This window comes from Bacteroides sp. 3_1_23 (assembly GCF_000162555.1).
Classification (GTDB): domain Bacteria; phylum Bacteroidota; class Bacteroidia; order Bacteroidales; family Bacteroidaceae; genus Bacteroides; species Bacteroides ovatus.
This window is the reverse complement of record NZ_GG774949.1, coordinates 484,671-505,412: the sequence shown is the minus strand read 5'-3', so window position 1 is coordinate 505,412 and position 20,742 is coordinate 484,671. Positions and strand designations below refer to the sequence as shown.

12 protein-coding genes are annotated in these 20,742 nt (G+C 42.0%); 8 read left to right on the top strand and 4 right to left on the bottom strand.

The genetic code is table 11. From position 1 onward, the window contains the following. Positions 1-14: 14 nt before the first annotated feature. Entirely contained in the window at positions 15-719 is a 705-nt protein-coding gene (locus HMPREF9010_RS22120) for a succinate dehydrogenase/fumarate reductase cytochrome b subunit (protein ID WP_004298481.1), read from the bottom strand. A gap of 203 nt (positions 720-922) precedes the next feature. Beyond that, positions 923-1,792: a helix-turn-helix domain-containing protein gene (locus HMPREF9010_RS22125; RefSeq protein ID WP_004298479.1), complete on the bottom strand. Its 870-nt coding sequence runs from the start codon at positions 1,790-1,792 to the stop codon at positions 923-925. A gap of 273 nt (positions 1,793-2,065) precedes the next feature. Between HMPREF9010_RS22125 and HMPREF9010_RS22130 the strand changes: the two genes are divergently transcribed. Then, positions 2,066-3,028: a glycoside hydrolase family 18 protein gene (locus HMPREF9010_RS22130; protein ID WP_008646693.1), complete on the top strand. Its 963-nt coding sequence runs from the start codon at positions 2,066-2,068 to the stop codon at positions 3,026-3,028. A gap of 117 nt (positions 3,029-3,145) precedes the next feature. On the opposite strand, the gene HMPREF9010_RS22135 is transcribed toward HMPREF9010_RS22130, so the two are convergent. Continuing rightward, positions 3,146-7,264: a hybrid sensor histidine kinase/response regulator transcription factor gene (locus tag HMPREF9010_RS22135; protein WP_008646692.1), complete on the bottom strand. Its 4,119-nt coding sequence runs from the start codon at positions 7,262-7,264 to the stop codon at positions 3,146-3,148. A 190-nt stretch (positions 7,265-7,454) separates the two neighbouring features. On the opposite strand from HMPREF9010_RS22135, the gene HMPREF9010_RS22140 reads away from it, so the two are divergent. The 6 genes from HMPREF9010_RS22140 to HMPREF9010_RS22165 all read left to right on the top strand — a co-directional run bounded on the left by HMPREF9010_RS22140 (position 7,455) and on the right by HMPREF9010_RS22165 (position 16,334). Next, on the top strand, positions 7,455-10,586 hold the full coding sequence (locus HMPREF9010_RS22140; protein WP_008646691.1) for a SusC/RagA family TonB-linked outer membrane protein: 3,132 nt from the start codon (positions 7,455-7,457) through the stop codon (positions 10,584-10,586). 14 nt (positions 10,587-10,600) lie between these two features. Next, a complete protein-coding gene (locus tag HMPREF9010_RS22145; protein WP_008646689.1) occupies positions 10,601-12,451 on the top strand; it encodes a RagB/SusD family nutrient uptake outer membrane protein in 1,851 nt (616 codons plus the stop codon). A gap of 13 nt (positions 12,452-12,464) precedes the next feature. Next, positions 12,465-13,139, top strand: coding sequence for a DUF3823 domain-containing protein (locus tag HMPREF9010_RS22150; protein ID WP_008642297.1), 675 nt, complete (start codon positions 12,465-12,467; stop codon positions 13,137-13,139). A 68-nt stretch (positions 13,140-13,207) separates the two neighbouring features. Continuing rightward, positions 13,208-14,215: a family 43 glycosylhydrolase gene (locus HMPREF9010_RS22155; protein ID WP_008646688.1), complete on the top strand. Its 1,008-nt coding sequence runs from the start codon at positions 13,208-13,210 to the stop codon at positions 14,213-14,215. 80 nt (positions 14,216-14,295) lie between these two features. Further along, positions 14,296-15,891, top strand: coding sequence for a glycoside hydrolase family 30 protein (locus HMPREF9010_RS22160; RefSeq protein ID WP_008646686.1), 1,596 nt, complete (start codon positions 14,296-14,298; stop codon positions 15,889-15,891). A gap of 110 nt (positions 15,892-16,001) precedes the next feature. Next, complete coding sequence (locus HMPREF9010_RS22165) at positions 16,002-16,334, top strand: toxin Fic (RefSeq protein WP_008646685.1); 333 nt, start codon at positions 16,002-16,004, stop codon at positions 16,332-16,334. A 187-nt stretch (positions 16,335-16,521) separates the two neighbouring features. Here HMPREF9010_RS22165 and HMPREF9010_RS22170 read toward each other — a convergent pair whose 3' ends face one another. After that, positions 16,522-18,882, bottom strand: coding sequence for a glycoside hydrolase family 3 protein (locus tag HMPREF9010_RS22170; RefSeq protein WP_008646684.1), 2,361 nt, complete (start codon positions 18,880-18,882; stop codon positions 16,522-16,524). A 238-nt stretch (positions 18,883-19,120) separates the two neighbouring features. Between HMPREF9010_RS22170 and HMPREF9010_RS22175 the strand changes: the two genes are divergently transcribed. After that, positions 19,121-20,701, top strand: a complete 1,581-nt coding sequence (locus tag HMPREF9010_RS22175; protein ID WP_008646683.1) for a glycoside hydrolase family 43 protein — start codon at positions 19,121-19,123, stop codon at positions 20,699-20,701. Positions 20,702-20,742 lie beyond the last annotated feature (41 nt).

Genomic DNA, 20,742 nt, shown 5'->3' with positions numbered 1-20,742 from the left:
TTACAATTTACTATTTAGCAAGCACCGCCACAAATCAGTGTTTTCACGAAGAATACCACTACTACCAGTGCGAAACCGAGTACAACAATCGTAGAATAGATGTTAGAAATACATTTCCAACGATTGATCCATACTTTGTTGTTCCATCCCAGTGATTGCATAGAGCTCCAGAAACCGTGAGTCAGGTGGAACCACAAAGCAAACAGCCAAACGAGGTAAAGAACTACGTAAACCGGGCTAGAGAAAGTCTGCTGGATGTGATAAGCACCGTTAGCGGCATAAGCCAGCGTCAGTGTATCAGCGTGCATGCCCATGTTGTGCATCAGTTCCGGCAACTGCATTTTTGCCCAGAAGTTGAAGAGGTGCAAACCAAGACCTACGATAACGATCAGACCCAGCACCAACATGTTTTGAGATGCCCATTCTACAGTTTTTGGTTTGTCAACCACTGCATAGCGTTCGCTACCACGCGCTTTGCGATTCTGCATTGTCAGCCAGAATGCGTAGATGATGTGAATCACAAAAAGAGCGGCTAGTCCTGCGGTAGCCACTAACGCATACCAGTTTGCTCCCAGGAACTCACAAATCATGTTGTAACCATCAGCCGAGATGATTGCAACCAAGTTCATCGCCATGTGAAATGTTAGAAACAGGACAAGGGCGATACCGGTAACGCTCATCACCACTTTCCTTCCTACAGATGAATTACTTAACCACATAAATGATTGAATTTAAATTATTTAATTGTTAGAACTAAAATTTCGACGTTTTACACCTCTTACAGACTGCAAAAATAGGGGAAATAGATTGATTGAGCAAGGAATTAAAGAAATAATTCTTTAATAATGGATCAATGCGTCAATATGCCAGCCAGTATGTACGCATGGTGCAACTGATTGGCACATTAGTAGGATGAGGCTGTTTATTGTACTTTCCCGATTTTCTCACCGCCGGCTGCTTTCTTGCGTAAAGCGCGTGGGGTATCTCCGAAAGAGTCTTTACAAAAGTGGGCGAAATGCGACAGGGAGTCGAATCCGTATCTGTTACAAATTTCAGTGATTCGCATTTTGGTGTGCTGTAGGTCTTCCAGGATTCCTTCCCGTTTCTTTTCCAGTATCCATTCGTATACGGGCACACCATAGAGGTTTTTGAAAAGTCGGCGGAAAGTAGTGGTCGTATATCCTCCCAGATGCGCAAATTCTTCCACGTTCTTCACGTTGCTGTAATTCTGCATGACGAAATAGTGGAAACTTTCCGTATAAGTGCTGATCGGATAGAAGAATGAACCCAGTTGGGGCAGCGGATAGAAGTTGGTAATCAAGAAAACCAGTTCTTTGCATTTTAAGTCGATATACTTGCTGCAAGGGTTTTCTTCAGCGAGGAATTCGGGCATACTGGTGACAAGGTGGTAAAGCCTTTCACTCATAATCAGTGGAGTGTAGGTTAAAGGAGCTTCCGCCTGTTCCATCATTTCCTTATATCGGTCTTCGCAGAGCAAAGGCAGTTCGTTGAACCAGTAGACAACGTATTCAACATCTGTCAGTGCCAGTATTTCGACCTTGGAGCCAATAGCCTGCAAAACAATTTGTCTCTCGCGTAACGTTATTCCGGGATGCTCTTCGCTATTGATAAGTAATTCGCCCTTTATCATAAAAAGCATACAATTCTGTGTACACTTATCCTTGGGGATATGCTCTCCTTTAGGTAAGTTTCTATATACAAGGATATTCTCAACATTTTTTGGACATCCCGTACAGTTGGTATATTGTATGCAAAATGAATCTCCTGGCATGAGTTTTATGCGTGATTTATTATCTTAACGGAACAAAGATAGGCTTTTTTTGCGGAAAATGGAACTCTTTCTTTTATTTATGTTTTAGTAGAAACCTGCAAATATTATTCTTATCCCTTTGGATGATGTTAGAGAATTCAATATTTATCTGTTTTAAATTTCTGAATAGAAAACTTTATGTTGATTTTTGGAAGTATTATAGTTGTTTTTGAACATCTGTTTGCTTTTGATATGCGTATTTTTGCAATCTAAACGTTTTAATTATCAATCATTATGCTAATGCTAAGAAAAATTGTATTCTTCTTTTTTTTGTTTGTTGGATTATCATTGTTTGCACAGCAAGACTATATGGTCAGTTCTTATGTGCGGGGTAATTTTTACAACCGTGGTCGTATCTCTACAGAAAGCTTGCGGGCAAGTGACGACCTTATTTTCTTGAATGTTCATCCTAATAAAGACGGATCATTGTCATTCGAGAATCCGCGTGCATTTCAGGGAAAAGGGGTGACCACTTGGGAAGGTTTGATTAAATCGGTTCGTGCAAAAGTAAAAGGTACAAAAGTGAAAATACGTTTGGGAGCTTCCAGTGGCGAATGGAAAGCGATGGTGGCCGATGAGGCCGCTCGTACGACGTTTGCAAAGAACATAAAGACTGTACTGGAAAAGAATAAACTGGATGGCATTGATCTTGATTTTGAGTGGGCAGAAAATGAGAAAGAATATAAAGATTATAGTTTGGCTATTCTGAAGATGCGGGAAGTGTTGGGAAACAAGTATCTTTTCAGTGTATCTCTGCATCCTGTTTGTTATCAGATTAGTAAGGAAGCTATTGAAGCTGTTGATTTTATTTCACTTCAGTGCTATGGTCCTTCACCGGTTCGCTTTCCGATAGAGAAATATTGTTCGGATATACAGATGGTATTGGAGTATGGCATTCCGAAGGAAAAACTGGTGGCAGGAGTTCCTTTCTATGGTGTGACAAAGGATAATTCGAAGAAGACAGAGGCTTATTTCAGTTTTGTACAAGAGGGACTGATTACGGAACCTGCACAAAATGAAGTAATATATAAGGGAGAGAAATATGTGTTTGACGGACAGGACAATATCCGCACTAAGACCCGTTATGCGATGGAGCAAGGACTGAAAGGCATGATGAGTTGGGATTTAGCCACAGATTTGCCGCTGGATGATTCTAAATCATTGCTCAAAGCGATGGTTGAGGAATTAAGAAAATGACCTCCCCTACAGGTCGCAGAGTTTCCTATTGGGAGGTATCAGAAGGGATTTTTCATTATTGTTCTGAATGATAGAGCAACATGAAAGTAAATTCTACTTCTGATACATCTTCCTTTCTCAAGATTGTATAATCTGTTTCAGGTAATCCGAAGGCGAGACGCCAAATTCCTCTTTAAAGCATTGGCGGAAATATCCCGTACTGTTCATTCCTACTTTATAGGCGATTTCAGAGATGTTGAACTTACCTTCAAGCAATAAACGTTCTGCATTCTGCATTTTCACTTTCCGGATATATTCGTTGGTCGATAATCCTGTCAGTGCTTTCATTTTCCGGTAGAGGGTGGAACCGCTCATACACATCTTGTCTGAAAGATAGGTAATATCAATCTTCTCCGAAGAGAGGTTTTCTTCGATTAAAAGGGTGATTTTTTCAATAAATTCATTATCCAGCTTGCTTAGAGCTTCGGCGATTACGATACGTTTTTCTTTTAAATCTGCCTGATTGCTCGGAACGGATTGTGTCTGGAATTGAGCTATCAGTTTCTTTCTTGATTCCAGCAGATTATTGATACGACTACGCAGCAGAGAAGCACTGAAAGGCTTTGTCAGATAAGAATCGGCTCCTACCTCATATCCTTCTTCTTTATCTTGCAGAGAGTCTTTAGCTGTCAATAGAATGATAGGGATATGACTGGTCCGTACGTCTTCTTTCAATTGTCGGCAGAGAGTGATACCGTCCATGACAGGCATCATAATATCGCTGACTACAATATCCGGGATGCGGCTAAGAGCTTGTTGCTTCCCTTCTTCTCCATTGTAGGCTGTGAGTACTTCGAACGAATCAGCGAAGGATTCGGATATATATTTCTGTATCTCTTCATTGTCTTCTACAATCAACAGGATTGGTTTTCCGGTATCCAAAGTGGCTTCTTGTGGATACTCAAGACTTGCTTCCTGATTCGTATCTTCTTGAATCTGTTCTGTAGAATCTGCGTGTAAGGCATTGGGATAGATATTATCCGTCAATAGGCTGATATAGAAAGAGCTTCCTTCGTTTTGTATGCTTTCTGCCCGGATTTCTCCTTCATGCAGGGTGACCAGATTCTTCACCAAAGCCAAACCAATGCCTGTGCCGGATGCCTGATGCTTGCCGCTTTCCTGATAATAACGGTCAAAAATATGTGGCAGGGCTTCAGCAGAAATTCCATATCCTGTATCACTTACTTTTATCTCTGTATAAGCTACTTCATTACGCATTGTCTGATACAAACTTAGAGTGACGCATCCCTGTTCCGTATATTTGATCGCATTGGAAATCAGGTTGTCCAAAACGATGGTAATGATTTCCTTATCAAAGAAAAGGAGCATTTCTTCTTTCTCTATCTGAATCTGAAAATCAATCTTGGTCTTTTGATTTAGTTCTTTGTATTTAAGCCCTATCTCATAGATCAGAGGAGCGATATTGCCTTTGCTGACACACAATTTCTTGTTTTGTGTCTCTGTCTTCCGGAATTCCAGTATTTGATTAATCAAGTTGAGCAGCCGTAGTGCACTCTGATGGATGACAGATAACTTCTGGGCTTGTTTTGCCGGAAGTGAGGTCTCTTTTTGCATATCTTCCAGAGGACCGAGGATTAAGGTCAACGGCGTACGCAGCTCATGGGTAATATTAGTATAGAACCGCAGACGTTCTTGATTCAATTCCTGTTCCTGCTCATGGTTTTTCTTTTCCAAAGTATAGAGGCTTTCCAAATCCAGCTTCTTTTTATATGCATGCAGGATAAGATAAATGATGCTGATAGATACCAAAATATAGATAAGCTTTGCCCACCATGTCAGCCAAAGAGGGGGATTGACACGGATGGTAAGTGAAGTAGCTTCTTCGGGCCATTCCTGATTATGTACCCTTGCTTTGATGAGGAATTCATATTTTCCCGGAGGAATGTTTCGGAAAGTGACGCTGTTGTTCTCATTGACGGTGTACCATGAGTTTTCAAGCCCTTTCAGCATATAAACATATTCCACTTGGTTGACTAGTGAGTAGTTTTGTACGTTAAATGTAAGTCCAAAGCTATTTTGCGCATGACTTAGTTCTACATTCTGTCCTTTGGATAAATTGATAATCATGTCATTGTTTTCCAGGTTGCTCAATCGTCCGAGTATTTTCATTTCCGTAATAACTGCTGCCGGAGCTGGTTGTTCGTTCATGGTGATATCGGGATTGAAACAGCATACTCCATTGATAGAACCGAAATAAATCCATCCGTTCTTGTTTTGTGTAACACAACTGCTTGAGAAACTTCCTGCCGGTACATCATCAGAGTGACTATAATTGTAAAAACAGTCTTTGCTTGTAACATAACAGCTGATACCTTTGTTGTTACTAAACCAGATATTTCCTTTTTTGTCTTCTGCTATAGCGCAGATATTTGTATTGATCAGGCCGTCTTTCCGTTGATAAGTCTTATAATTCAGTTCATCGGTAGACAGGAAACAAACCAATCCCTCTCCTGTTCCTATCCACATTCTTTTTTGTTTATCTTGTATGATCTGGTTGACAGTATTGGAACAGAAACCATCCCTTTGAGTGAACATTTTGATTTTTTGTAAGTCCGGGGTGTATATACCAAGTCCGTCTCCGAAAGTCCCAATCCAGAAACGCCCTTTTTCATCTTGAGCTATGGAGCGTATAAAGTCACTTTGTAGTTCGCTGTTTTCTGTATTGTAATGTCGGATAATCTCCATTGTAAGAGGGTTCAATATAACAATCCCTCCACTGTATCCTACCCAAATGTTGTGCTGGGTGTCTTCATAGATCGTACGGACATCCAGATTAGATTGCCCCATAAGAGAGATGGAACGGAATTTTTTATTCCGGTTATCATAATAGCTGATTCCCCCTTGGTAGGAACCAAACCATAAATTACCTTTTGAATCCTGCAAAGAAGCTAATATAAAATTCGAAGGAATATTTCCACTCTCTTTTTTATAGATAGCGATACGTTTCTCTCCTTCAAATACATTGATTCCTCCACCATCTGTTCCGATCCAAACCCGTCCTTGTCTGTCCATACAGAGGCTACTGGCTACTTTGTTGTTCAAACCGTTCTCATTGTTTGGAATAGGGGAATAGCTCAATGTGGTGAACAAAGGTGGTTTACTGCTGATAAAGTTGATTCCTCCTCCCCATGTCCCTATCCAGATATTATCAAAAGAATCCTGGAATATGCATCGGGCACTTGCATTAGAAAGACTTCGGCTATCAGCACCCTCCTGTATATATTCAAGAGAAATCTCCTCTGGCGAAAGGAACATACTTTGTTTAAGGTTTAATATGGCAATGCCATTGAGTTCTGAAGCAATCCAAAGCCTATTATCTTTCAGTTGGCGGATGGATAATATACGGCTGCATAAAGTAGCATACTTGTCATTCTTGTTGTTTTTGAACGTTATGAAGTTTTCATTAGCAGCATCATATAGAGCCAATCCGTTATTTGTCCCTAACCAGATATTTCCATTTACATCTTTTATAATACAAAACACATCATTACCGGGCAAACTCATTGGGTTTCCGGCTTCGTTCCGGAAGTTTTTTACGCTCTTGTCTTTTGGAGAAAAAATACTGAACCCGCTTCCGACATGCCCGATATACAAATTTCCATCACCTCCGTCCAATACTGTCCATGTCTGGTCGCAAGGTAGACCGGGAACTGTACTTTTATTATAATGAGTGAATTGTCCGCTGGTGATATCAAGGTATTCTATACCTCTATAATAGGTACTAATCCATAAACCATCATCATGTTGAGTGGAAGGAGAAATGTCTGTTACGTCATTCGTAATCAGACTATGTGGATTTTCCGGGTTATGTTGATAAGCGGTAAATGTTTGCTCATTATAATTATATGCATTTAGTCCGTCTCGTTGAGTGGCTATCCAAATAATAGGACGTTTGGTGTCTGCATACACCCGGTTAAGCTCGTTGCCGGTAATTCCCTGATTATTCTGTGCCAAATCATTTTTATAGTAAGTAGTAAAGCGGGTACCGTCAAACTTATTAAGTCCTTCTTCTGTGGCAAACCACAAGAAGCCTTGTTTATCCTGTGTAATGCTGACTACATAATTATTTGATAATCCTTGCTCTATCCCCAATCTTTTTACGGAATGAGACTGGGCTATCAACTGAAAAGTTGATAACAAGAATAAAAATAGAATAGAAGCAATGTGTTTTTTCATAACTCGTGCTTATTTGTTTCAATTACAAGTCCAAAAATAGGAATAAATATTTTATTTAGAGTATGTAAATCGTTCATTGCATGATTTGTGTAGCTCTTCTGCATGATTTTTGTTTATTCAGTCTATATCAATGACGTATATTTGTGTTCGAAAAAACAACAAAAAATGTTTAATCTTTAAATTCTAATTTATGAGGTATTTAAGAATCTTATGCATATGTATCATACAGCTGTTTCTGTCTGCTGTTGCATTTGCACAAACACAAGTTACAGGACATGTAGCTGATGTAAGGGGAGAGGATATCATTGGTGCCAATGTAACTGTAAAGGGAACTTCTAATGGGACAATTACAGACATCGATGGTAATTTTACAATCAATGTAGATGATAAGAATGGAACATTGGCAGTCTCGTTTATTGGTTATAAGACAAAAGAAGTGAAGATTGGCGAAAAGGCACGTCTTCAGATTGTTCTTGAGGAAGATACCGAAACTTTGGATGAAGTTGTAGTGGTAGGTTATGGTACACAAACCAAGAAAAGTTTGACCGGAGCAATCAGTGATGTCAAGTCTGATGCGTTGACACGTTCTGTTTCTACTACTACTGCCGGAGCGTTGTCCGGTAAAATAGCAGGTGTGTCTACACGTGCTGTGGATGCGCGTCCGGGTAGGGGAATTAATCTCGAAATTCGTAATATGGGTAGTCCGCTGTTTGTAATTGATGGTATTCCTTATGGAGGTATGAATAGTCGTGACTGGTTGCAGGCATCGGATGTTTCCGGTAGTGATGTCTTTAATGCTCTAAACATTGAAGATATTGAAAGTATCACAGTTTTGAAGGATGCTTCTGCTGCTATTTACGGTTTGCGTGCATCAAATGGTGTGGTTTTGGTAACTACCAAGAAAGGTAAAAAGAATGATAAGGTAAGTATCAATGTAAATGGATATTATGGCTGGCAAAACCTGACCCGTTTCCCGAAATTGGCAAATGCGGGACAATATGTAAGAGGGTTGGCTGAAGCAGCGCAAAACAGAGGAGAAGATCCAAGCAAGCTATATAGCCCCGAAGAACTGGCGAAATGGGAAGCTGGTACGGAACCGGGATATAAGAGTTATGACTATTATGATATGGTGATGAGAAAAAATGTGCCGCAGTATCACATCAATGCTAATGTGACGGGTGGCTCTGAAAAGACTAACTACTACCTTTCTGTTGCTCATACCGGACAGGATGCCATGATGCGTGACTTCAAATATGAACGTACTAACCTTCAGTTGAATATTGATACAAAGATTACAGATCGTTTTACGATCGGTGCACAGATCAGCGGTAAATACGAAAAGACCGAAGATGTAGGTTTGCCTGGCGGTGATGGATATTATTCGGCTATTTTGTCTATGTTCAAAATGCAACCGATTGAAAGTCCTTATGCTAATGATAATCCGGAGTATATCAATAATGTACATGAGAATGGTTACAATCCGGCAGCTTTTAGCCGTGATATTGCCGGCTATAAAGATAATCTGACTCGTAACGCCAATATCAATGCTTATGCGCAGTATGATTTCTCATTTGGTTTGACTGCAAAGGCTACTTTCTCGTACAATTACACTAACAGTCGTTTTGACGGTTATCAATATGCTTATCAGATTTATACCTACGATAAGGAGAAAGATACTTATAATGGAACTCCTGCCGTAGGACGTTGGAGAAGTCAAATTGACCGTAGCGTTCCTGCGTGTTATATGCAGTTACAATTGAATTATGCCAAACAGATTAAGAACCATAATATTTCGGCTGTTTTGGGTTATGAAGCCTCCGATTACGATTGGACTAAGAAGACTTATGGAACAGAACCTTCTACCGACTATTTGCCGCTATTGCAGTTCGATGAACTTAACAGTTTCGGTGATGAATGGAGCTACGAGGCACGTGCCGGATGGATTGGCCGTATCAATTACGATTTTGCTCATAAATATCTGGTCGAATTACTGGCTCGTTATGATGGTTCTTATCTTTATGCAGCGAATAATCGTTGGGGATTCTTCCCGGGTGTATCTATCGGTTGGAGAATCTCGGAAGAGAAATTCTTTGAAAAGTTGAGACCAGTTGTAGATGATTTGAAGATTCGTGCTTCTATCGGTCAGACAGGTACAGAAAAAGATGTAAAGTTGTTCGATTACTTGAGTGGTTATACCTGGAATAATGGTAACGCTGTATTGGATGGTGAACTGGTTACCGGACTGAATCAAAGAGGATTGCCTATTACAAATTTGTCCTGGACTAAGAATACGACATCGAATATCGGTTTTGATTTGACTATGTTCAATAATCGTTTGAAGATCACAGCCGATGCTTTCCGTAAGGATATTACCGGTGTGCCGGCTGCTCGCTATGATGTATTGCTTCCGAGCGAAGTAGGCTATTCGTTACCTAACGAAAATTTGAATAAACAAGCTTATATCGGTGCGGAGGGTATGGTTACATGGACCGACCATATCGGTGATTTGAACTATACTGTAAGTGGTAACTTTACTTTCTCACGTTACAAAAGTATTGAGACTTACAAACCGCGTTTTAATAACTCTTGGGACGAATACCGCAATTCGGCGGAAGGCCGTTGGGGAGGTATTTATTGGGGGTATCAGGTTATCGGACAATTCCAGTCGGAAGAAGAAATTCGTAATTATCCGGTAAACCTGGATGGAAATAATAACCGCACCCTGCTTCCCGGTGACTTTATCTATAAAGATGTGAATGGTGATGGCATCATCAATGGTATGGATGAGCGTCCTATCGGTTATCCTGAAGGCTGGGCACCTATCATGTCATTTGGTGGTAATATTGGTTTGCAGTGGAAGGGCATTGACTTGAATATCGACCTTTCCGGTGGTGCTATGCAAGGATGGAGACAGAACTATGAGTTGGCCAATGCGTATCATGGCAACGGAAACTCTCCGGTTTATTTGTTGGAAGACCGTTGGCATCGTGCCGACTTGTATGATCCGGATAGTGAATGGATACCGGGACGTTATCCGGCCATCCGTAAAGGTGAATTCAGCTATAACAATAAGAATAGTGACTTTTGGTTGCACAACGTACGCTATCTGCGTATCAAGAACCTGGAAGTGGGTTACAGCCTGCCGGCTCAACTGTTGAGACCGATCCGTGCACAGAAGGTACGTGTTTATGCGAATGTTTCTAACTTGTGTTCGTTCGACAATGTGGGTAAGTTTGGAGTCGATCCTGAAATTACCGCCGCAGCTGCAGTGGTATATCCGCAACAACGTACATTCCTCCTTGGATTTAATATTACATACTAAAAACGAAAGTGATCATGAAAAGCAAATCTATAAAAATACTTCTGATGGGAGCTGCCATCACTTCCATGTTGTCGAGTTGTGGTGACAGTTGGTTCGAAAGAGAACCCAAAAACATTCTTACTAATGAGTTGGTATGGAATGATCCGAACATGATTAAATCGCAGTTGGCCAATCTTTATAATCGTATTCCGCAGTTGCACGGTGATTTTAACACCGGTGGTATGTGTGAAACAGACGATGCGATGTATTGTGGTACATTGGACCAGAATTATCGTAACGAGCTGCGTTATGGAAACGATTACGGACGCTGGTGGGATTACGGACTGATACGTGACATCAATATGTCTATTGAGAATATCGATAAGTATGGAACCGATATTTCGGCAGATGAGAAACTTCAGTTCAAGGCAGAGTTCCGTTTTATCCGCGCCTACGTTTATTTTGAGCTTGTAAGACGTATGGGTGGTGTACCATTGATTACAACGACTTTGGAGTATGACTTTAGCGGAGACCCTGCTTATTTACGCAATCCACGTGCAAAGGAACACGAAATATATGATTTTGTATATAGTGAATGTGAAGCGATTAAGTCGCAATTGGGTAATAAAGGCAGTCAGACTCGTGCCAACTATTACACAGCGTTAGCGTTAGAAAGTCGCGCTATGTTGTATGCCGGTTCTATCGCTAAGTACAACGCGCTGAAAACTCCTAATATTGTGACTTCCGGTGGAGAAGTGGGTATTCCGTCCGATATGGCAGATGATTACTATCGCAAATCATTGACAGCTTCGCAAGAGATTATCACAAAAGGTGGATATGAACTTTATGAGAAGGAGTCAGATAAAGGGGTGAACTTCTACAAGATGCTTATGGACAAGACCCTGAATAAGGAAGCAATTTGGGTGAAAGATTATAAGAATCCTCTGAAGGTGCATAGCTTCGGTTATGATAATGTAGTTCATCATTTAAGAGAGGATAACGACAACTCTTCTTGCATCGGCCCGTCACTAGGATTGGTAGAGGCTTTCGATTATTTGGATGGAACTCCGGGAACGTTACATTATAAGAATGGTGATGATTATGTAGTATATGACACTCCAAGCGATATTTTTGCCAATAAGGATGCACGTTTGTATGGTACGATTATCTATCCGGGTTCCAAGTTCAGAAATCAGGATGTGGATATTCAGGCAGGAGTAGCAGTTTGGAACGATAAGACCGGTTCTTATGACTTGCTGACAGACTCGAAATTGGGAAGTTTTTATGAAGATAATAAAACTTTTGTCGGTCAGGACGGACCTCAAACCAATAGTCCTAATGTGAGCAACACCGGATTCTATATCCGTAAGTTTATCAGTGAGGCATCCGGTTACACTCTCCGTAACTACGCTGAAAACTGGTGGCCTTGGTTCCGTTTGGGTGAAATCTATTTGAATGCCGCCGAAGCTGCTTTCGAATTGAATGACGAACCGACAGCTTTACCCTACATCAACCGCTTGCGTCAGCGTGCCGGTTTCCCGGCCAACAGCTTGACAAGCCTGACAATAGAAAAGATTCAGAACGAACGTCGTGTGGAACTGGCTTTCGAAGATCACCGTTATTTTGATATGAAACGATGGAGAATAGCTGATATTACCTGGAACGGAAATACTGATAATGATAAAGCTATCGTATATGGTTTATATCCTTATCGTATTGCAGTGGCAAAACCGGGAACACAGGATCAGGACAAGTACATTTTCGTAAAGACCAGATCCGAACGTTTCAAGGTGGCAAGAACCTTCCAGCAGTCCAACTATTATTCATTCATTGCTGATGATGTAATTAATAACAATCCGACGATTGTTAAGAATCCATTCCAATAAAAAATAAGAGATTATGAAAAAGATTATACCTTTCTTTATTATGATATGTTGTTTGTTGGCAGTAAGCAGTTGCAGCTACGACAACTTTGAGGAACCTAAAGCCACATTAACCGGAAAAGCTATTTATGATGGTGAGGCAGTAGGGGTTAGAAGCGGAAGTTCCGAATTTGCTTTGTTTCAGGATGGTTATGCTCTGAAAGGTTCTATTCCGGTGTATATTGCCCAAGATGGAAGTTATTCCGTGTCGCTTTTCAATGGTGATTACAAATTGGTGCGTATGGGTAATGCACCTTGGGAAAGACCTTCTAATGATACGATCTATATTAGCGTAAAAGGAAACACTGTGCAGGATATTCCTGTGACGCCGTATTTCTTTGTCAGAAACGTGTCTTTTGCTAAAAACGGTAACAAGATTACAGCACGTTTCACCATTAACAAAGTGGTTGCCAATGCCAATATGGAAAACGTAGGTATCTATCTAGGTACAGGTATTCTGACGGATGAGAAGCAGAAAGAAGCAGAGTTGAAGTTGGGTAATGCTGTTTCACTCGATCAGGAAAACACAGCTGAAATTGAAATCCCGAGTGGTTTGGTAAACGAGTCGTATCTTTACGCCCGTGTGGGAGTCAAATCGGACAAATCATCAGAATATTGCTATAGTCAGTCTATTAAGGTAGCATTGAAATAAATAGTATCAAGAATATAATACTTGAGGGGGAAGTATCGCAACCTGATATTTCCCCCTTTATCTAATGAATGAAAATAATGATAGTAACGATTAAACAAACTCTAATTGCGTTCGGTCTGCTGTTAGCGGTGACATTTCCTGCTTTCGCACAATCAGGGAATCCTGTCTTGCCGGGTTTTCATGCCGATCCTGAAATCTTGTATTCTAATAAGACAAAGAAATACTACATTTATTCTACTACAGACGGTCAGCCTGGATGGGGTGGTTGGTATTTTACTGTTTTTTCGTCCGTCGACTTGAAAAATTGGAAGGATGAAGGAGTCATGCTGGATTTAAAGTCAGACCAAGTGCCTTGGGCGGATGGTAATGCGTGGGCACCATGTATAGAGGAAAAGTTAGTAGGAGATCAATATAAATATTTCTTTTATTACAGTGGAAATCCTAAGACAGGAGGAGGAAAGCAGATCGGAGTGGCTACAAGTGATTCGCCTGCCGGACCGTTTGTTGACTTGGGACATCCTATTATAACGGATTCGCCTACAGGACACGGGCAACAGATTGATGTGGACGTGTTCACCGATCCAGCTTCGGGGAAGTCATATTTGTATTGGGGAAACGGTTATATGGCAGGTGCAGAGCTTAATGATGATATGATTTCAATTAAGAAAGAAACTATCACAGTGATGACTCCCGAAGGAGGAACGCTACAGGATTATGCGTATCGTGAGGCTGCTTATGTGTTTTATCGTAACGGGCTTTACTATTTCATGTGGTCGGTAGACGATACCGGCTCTCCTAATTATCATGTAGCTTATGGCACTTCGACATCACCTTTGGGGCCGATTAAAGTAGCTAAGAGCCCTGTCGTATTGATTCAAAACCCGGAGAAGGAAATATATGGCCCTGCTCATAATTCCATATTACAGGTTCCCGGTACTGATAAGTGGTATATTGTTTATCATCGCATTAATAAGAATTATCTGAAGAGTGATCCCGGTGTTCATCGTGAAGTATGCATAGATCGTATGGAATTTAATGAAGATGGTAGCATTAAACAAGTAATACCCACCCGTTAGTTATATCTTTTCGGATTTCAATAGATTGTTTGTATGTTTTTAGAACTGTATTGTGTGATTTGAATAATTAAAGATTTTAGATGAATAGGATGAAAGGTAAAAAGATTTTAGCCGCTTTAGGCTTCTTCTCAATAGCCGGTGTGGCAGGTGGATGTTCCCAACCTGCCCCCGAAATACGTTATCAGATAGAAACAGACCAACCCTGTCAGACGATGGCATACTTCAGTGCTTCCGATGCCTGGAGTATGCAATTCATCGGGCTTTGGCCACAGGAGAAACAAAACCAAATAGCCGACTGGCTGTTCAGCACGGAGAACGACGCCAACGGACAGCCGAAAGGTATCGGCCTGTCACTCTGGCGTTTCAATGTCGGAGCAGGTAGCACGGAGCAAGGAGAGAACAGTCAGATTGCCTCTCCCTGGATGCGTGCCGAATGTTTCCTGAATCCCGACGGAACATACGACTGGAACAAACAACAAGGGCAACGCAATTTCCTGAAACTGGCAAAAGAACGGGGAGTCAACAAATTTCTGGCTTTCTTGAATTCGCCTCCCGTATATTACACACAGAACGGATTGGCTACCAACACCGGACGTGGAGGTACGGCGAACCTGAAACTGGATTGTTATGAAAAGTACGCTCGTTTTCTGGCAGATGTAGTGCAGGGAGTAGAACAACACGATGGCATCAAGTTCAACTATATCTGTCCTTTCAATGAACCGGATGGACACTGGAACTGGGTCGGTCCGAAGCAGGAAGGTTGTCCGGCAACGAATAGGGAAATAGCTCGCACGGTTCGTCTGTTGAGCAAAGAGTTTGTAGACCGGAACATGGATACACAGATTATGGTTAATGAGTCTTCCGATTATCGTTGTATGTTCCGCACTCACGAAACGGATTGGCAACGGGGGTATCAGATTCAGGCTTTCTTCTGTCCGGATAGTGTGGATACGTATTTGGGAGATACTCCGAATGTTCCTCGCCTGATGCTCGGTCATAGTTATTGGACAACGACCCCGTTAAGTGAATTACGTAATATCCGCTGCCAGCTACGGGATACATTAGATAAACATCAAGTTGGTTTCTGGCAAACAGAAACCTGCATCATGGGCAATGATGAAGAAATTGGTGGTGGAAATGGTTTCGACCATACGATGAAAACAGCACTCTATGTGGCACGTATCATTCATCACGATATTGTGTATGCCAAAGCTGAAAGCTGGCAATGGTGGCGTGCTATTGGTGGTGATTATAAGGATGGATTGATTCGCGAATATACTACGGATGATAACTTCCTGGATGGCAGAGTGGAAGACTCCAAACTGATGTGGGCTTTAGGTAATTATAGTCGTTTTATTCGTCCGGGGGCAGTCCGGTTGTCCGTTTCGGCTTTCGATCAAACAGACGCTTTGATTCCTGATGGCGACACCGATCAGCAGGGATTGATGTGTTCTGCTTATAAGAATGTAGACGGAACGTATGTGATGGTAGTGATTAATTATGCCAATGAAGAAAAAGAGTTTTCTATTCATGAAGGAAAAGTAGGAAATGCACAATGGCAGATTTATCGTACTTCAGATAAAGAAGGGGAAGATTTGCTTCCGGTGGGGACAGTGAAAAGTGGAAAGATTGTTCAGATTCCGGCACGTTCTATTATAACGCTTCAGAGCAAATAATTAAAAACGGCTTTGTATTTTTATTTCTTTTTGAAAGTTGTACATTTGTGTGTCCGTCCATTACTACGAAGGTAATGGACGGACGCAATGCATAAACAAGGAGGTCTTTTATGGACAATAGAGGAAATATTGTCATTTATCAGACAAAGGATGGGAAAACTTCCATTGATGTAAAGTTGGAGAATGAGACGGTGTGGCTGACGCAGGCGCAAATGGCAGACTTATTCCAGAAGGATAGAACTGTCATCGGTAGACATATAAATAATGTATATCGGGAAGGAGAGTTGGAGCGTGATATCACGTGTGCAAAATTCGCACATGTGGGTAGCGATAATGACCAACAATACGTTTGTAGCACTTACGTTAATGATTGCGAAAGCCGGACGGAAGAAAAGGACGTGATGGTGAAGGTAGTAATCAATTTGATTAATAAGAATAATTGAATTTAGGTCTTATTGATGGATGATATAGGCAATGAGAGATACCTCGTCGCAGGGTATCTCTCATTTATTGTCAGGAATACCATTTTGCTGATGTCAGCAAAATGATAGGTGATAGAGGAATGTGTATTTGTATATGAGAAGAAGATTCGATATGAAGATGTTTCTATAGAAATATCTAAAAAGAGGTTTATTTGTGGGCCGTATTCTTATTCGGAGTATTCCATACTTTTGTCTGATCGCATACAATATCCATCCATTGGTCACCGCATTTAATCTTGAAATCTCCTTTTTCCAGTCTCCACTTACCGTCATATCCCACAAATGCCAAGTCGCTTCCTTTCAGTTTCAGCGTAACCGTCTTTGTTTCTCCCGGTTCCAGAGAAACCTTTTCGAAGTTTCGTAAACGGATATTGTCCGGTGTGCTGCTTGCCACTAAGTCCTTAGAGAACAATAACACACTCTCTTTTCCGGCAACTTTGCCCGTGTTGGTTACGTCAACCGTGAATATCAGTTCGTCGTCAGCATTAAAAGTCGGTTTATTTACTTTTAAATTGCTGTACTTATAATTCGTATAGCTTAATCCGAAACCGAATGGCCATTGAATATCCATCACCGAATCATAATTGTAGTTACCTCCCATTTGCCCCATGTTTTCGCAAGGCTTGTAGTCATAAGTTGCCAAAGCGTTGATAAGTCGGGGATAGGTGAACGGCATTTTTCCACTGAAGTTGGCATCACCGGCCAATAAGTTAGCAAGTGCGTCGCCACCGTAATTGCTTGGCAGCATGATGTTGACAACAGCTTTTGCCAAAGGTTCTATATCGTTGATAATACGCGGACGTCCCTGATTCAGAACCAGGACAATAGGTTTGCCCGTAGCGGCCAGAGCTTTTACCAGATTGCGCTGGTTTTCTGATAAGGTAAGATCCGTCAGGTTACCGGGAGTTTCGCAATAAGAGTTTTCGCCGATGCAGGCGATGATAATATCCGCTTGTGCTGCCGCTGCCACCGGTTTTTCAATTTCCGGTTTGTTTTCTTCCCACCAATTATCGTTCTTGTAAGGAGCATAGGTCACTCCCGGTTCGTAGATAATATTCTCTTTTCCGTATTTCTCACACAAAGCCTCGTAGATGGTATGATATGCCTGCGCATATTCATCGGCAACGTGTCCCTGCCAGCTATACGACCATCCGCCGTTCAGACAACGCATCGAGTTTGCGTTCGGACCGGTCAGCAGAATCTTTTTGCCTTTCGCTATCGGCAGGATATTTCCGTCATTCTTTAGCAACACTTCCGATTCCTCGGCAGCCTGCAGGGCAACAGCTGCAAATTCCTTAGAACCGAACTTGTCATACTTCTTAATGTCCCAATATGGATGGTCAAATAATCCCAGACGATATTTCAGACGCAACACACGGGCTACTGCATCATCGATACGCTCCATAGATACCTCTCCTTCTTCAACCAACTCTTTCAGATAATCGCAGAAACTCACTTCATAAGGAACCATCGACATGTCGATACCAGCATTGATGGCAATCTTGACAGCCTCTTTCTTGGTGGCAGCGATGTGATCCCGGGTACAGAGATTGTTAATGTCCGCCCAGTCTGTAACAATCAGTCCGTCCCAGTTCAAGTCTTCTTTCAGCCATTCGGTCAGCAACTCACGGTTGGCGTGAAAAGGCAGTCCGTTGTCAACGCCGGAGTTTACCATTACGCTCAATGCACCCTGACGTACAGCGGCAAGGAAAGGAGCGAAATGTTTTTCACGCATATCACTGCGTGAGATGGAAGATGGAGTACGGTCTTTACCGGAAACAGGTACACCGTAACCCATATAATGCTTCATGCACGCAGCTACATTGTATTCTCCGATACGGTTCGGGTCTTCTCCCTGAAAACCTTTCACGGCCGATACACCCATTTCTGCGTTTACATAACAATCTTCACCATAGTTCTCCCACATACGTGCCCAGCGCGGGTCGCGGCCTAAGTCGACTACCGGGGCGAACGTCCAGGGGATGCAGCCTGCTTTCGTTTCATAAGCGGAGATTTCGGCACCTCTTCTCGTTAGCTCGCGGTTGAAGGTGGCTCCCATGTTGATGCCTTGCGGAAACATCGTTCCGTCCAATGTGTAAGTCGTTCCATGAATCTGATCTACCCCATAGATGCAGGGAATACCGATCTCCTTCATCGATTTTTCCTGTATCTGTTTGATAGCTTCCGCCCACTTCTCCTTTTTTTGTGCTACCCCTAAAGGAACATTCAACAGGGAGCCTACTTTATATTTGCCGATAACAGTGTCGAGCATTGCCTCGCTAAGGCAGAACCCCTTTTTGCGACTGGTTTCAAGATCAGAAACCACATCAATGGTGATTTCACACATCTGACCGATCTTTTGTTCGAGAGTCATTTTCTGAAGCCATTCCCGGATGTTAGCTTCAATAGCCGGATCAGCCGGGATGGCAGGAGAGGTTGTCTGTGCATGGGGCGCAAGACAAGTACCGGCAAAGGCTGATACTAATACCATTTTCTTAATGCTTTTCATGAGTTGATATTTTTAGAGTAAGACTTAAATCCTATTACAAATGTAGGAAGATTTGCAATCACCCGAAAGGGCGAAATGCAATTGAATACAAATCATGCCCCAATAAGATACATTCTGTGCGTATGAGTAAAACATTTGGCAGACCGGGTGTGAACGAAATACCGTATTTCTCTGGTGAAAAACATCTACTTTTGTACTGTCGGCTGACAGAAGATGTTTAACTCTTAAATTATATAATATGCGAAACGCTTTATTTCTTATTTCCATCTTACTTTGTTCCGTATGCGAGGTATCGGCACAGGGGTACAATAACCCTGTAATCTCCGGTTTCCATCCTGATCCGAGTGTTTGTAAGGCAGGGGATGATTATTACCTGGTCAACAGCAGTTTTCAATATTTTCCCGGAGTGCCTTTGTTTCACAGTAAAGACCTTGTGCATTGGGAGCAGATAGGAAACTGTCTGACCCGTCCGTCCCAACTCAATCTGGCTGATGCCAATTCGGGAAGCGGTATTTTTGCTCCTACCATCCGCTACAACGATGGAATATTCTATATGATTACTACCAATGTCTCCGGCAAGGGAAACTTTTTGGTGCATACCACCGATCCCCATGGCGAATGGTCCGAACCAGTTTGGTTGGAGCAAGGAGGCATCGATCCTTCGCTTTATTTTGAAGACGGCAAATGTTTTATGGTCAGCAATCCGGATGGGTACATCAACCTGTGTGAGATTGATCCCATGACAGGCAAACAGCTTTCTTCTTCCAAAAGAATATGGAACGGCACCGGAGGCAGATATGCCGAAGGTCCGCACATTTATAAGAAAGACGGCTGGTACTATCTGCTGATTTCGGAGGGCGGTACGGAATTGGGACATAAAGTAACCATTGCCCGCAGCCGTTACATAGACGGCCCTTATCAGGGAAATCCGGCAAATCCTATTCTGACTCATGCCAACGAGTCGGGACAATCCAGTCCGATTCAGGGAACCGGACATGCCGACCTAGTGGAAGGTACTGATGGTTCCTGGTGGATGGTTTGTCTGGCGTACAGAGTGATGCCGGGTATGCATCATACGTTAGGTCGTGAAACTTATCTGGCTCCGGTGCGGTGGGATAAGGACGCTTGGCCTGTAGTCAATGGTAACGGAACCATTTCTTTGAAGATGGACGTGCCTACCCTGCCTCAACAGGAAATGAAAGGCAGACCGGAACGAATAGACTTTAAAGAAGGACGACTTTCTCCCGAATGGATTCATCTGCAAAATCCCGAAGCGAAGAATTATACTTTTACCAAAGATGGAAAACTTCGTTTGATAGCGACCCCCGTTACGTTAAGCGACTGGAAAAGCCCTACCTTTGTCGCCTTGCGGCAAGAGCATTTTGATATGGAAGCATCCGTTCCGGTAGTCTTGCAGAAAGCCGGAGCGAATGATGAAGCGGGAATTTCCGTCTTTATGGAGTTTCATTCTCACTACGATTTATTTGTCCGCCAGGATAAAGATCGGAAACGTTCTGTTGGCTTGCGATATAAACTAGGAGAGATTACCCATTGTGCCAAAGAAGTTTCTCTGCCGGCGGATGGTGAAGTGGAATTGGTGGTGAAGTCGGATATCAATTTCTATTATTTCGGTTATAAAGTGAATGGAATATATTATGACCTGGGTAAGATGAACACGCGTTATCTAAGTACTGAAACAGCAGGTGGATTTACCGGAGTTGTCTTGGGACTTTACGCTGTATCGGTTTCTAAGGAATCAAAGATGTATGCTGATTTTGAGTGTTTTAAGTATAAAGGGAAACAGGGAGAAAACAAATGAATCCCCTTTATAAAACAAATTCACCCCATCGTTTCCAAAAC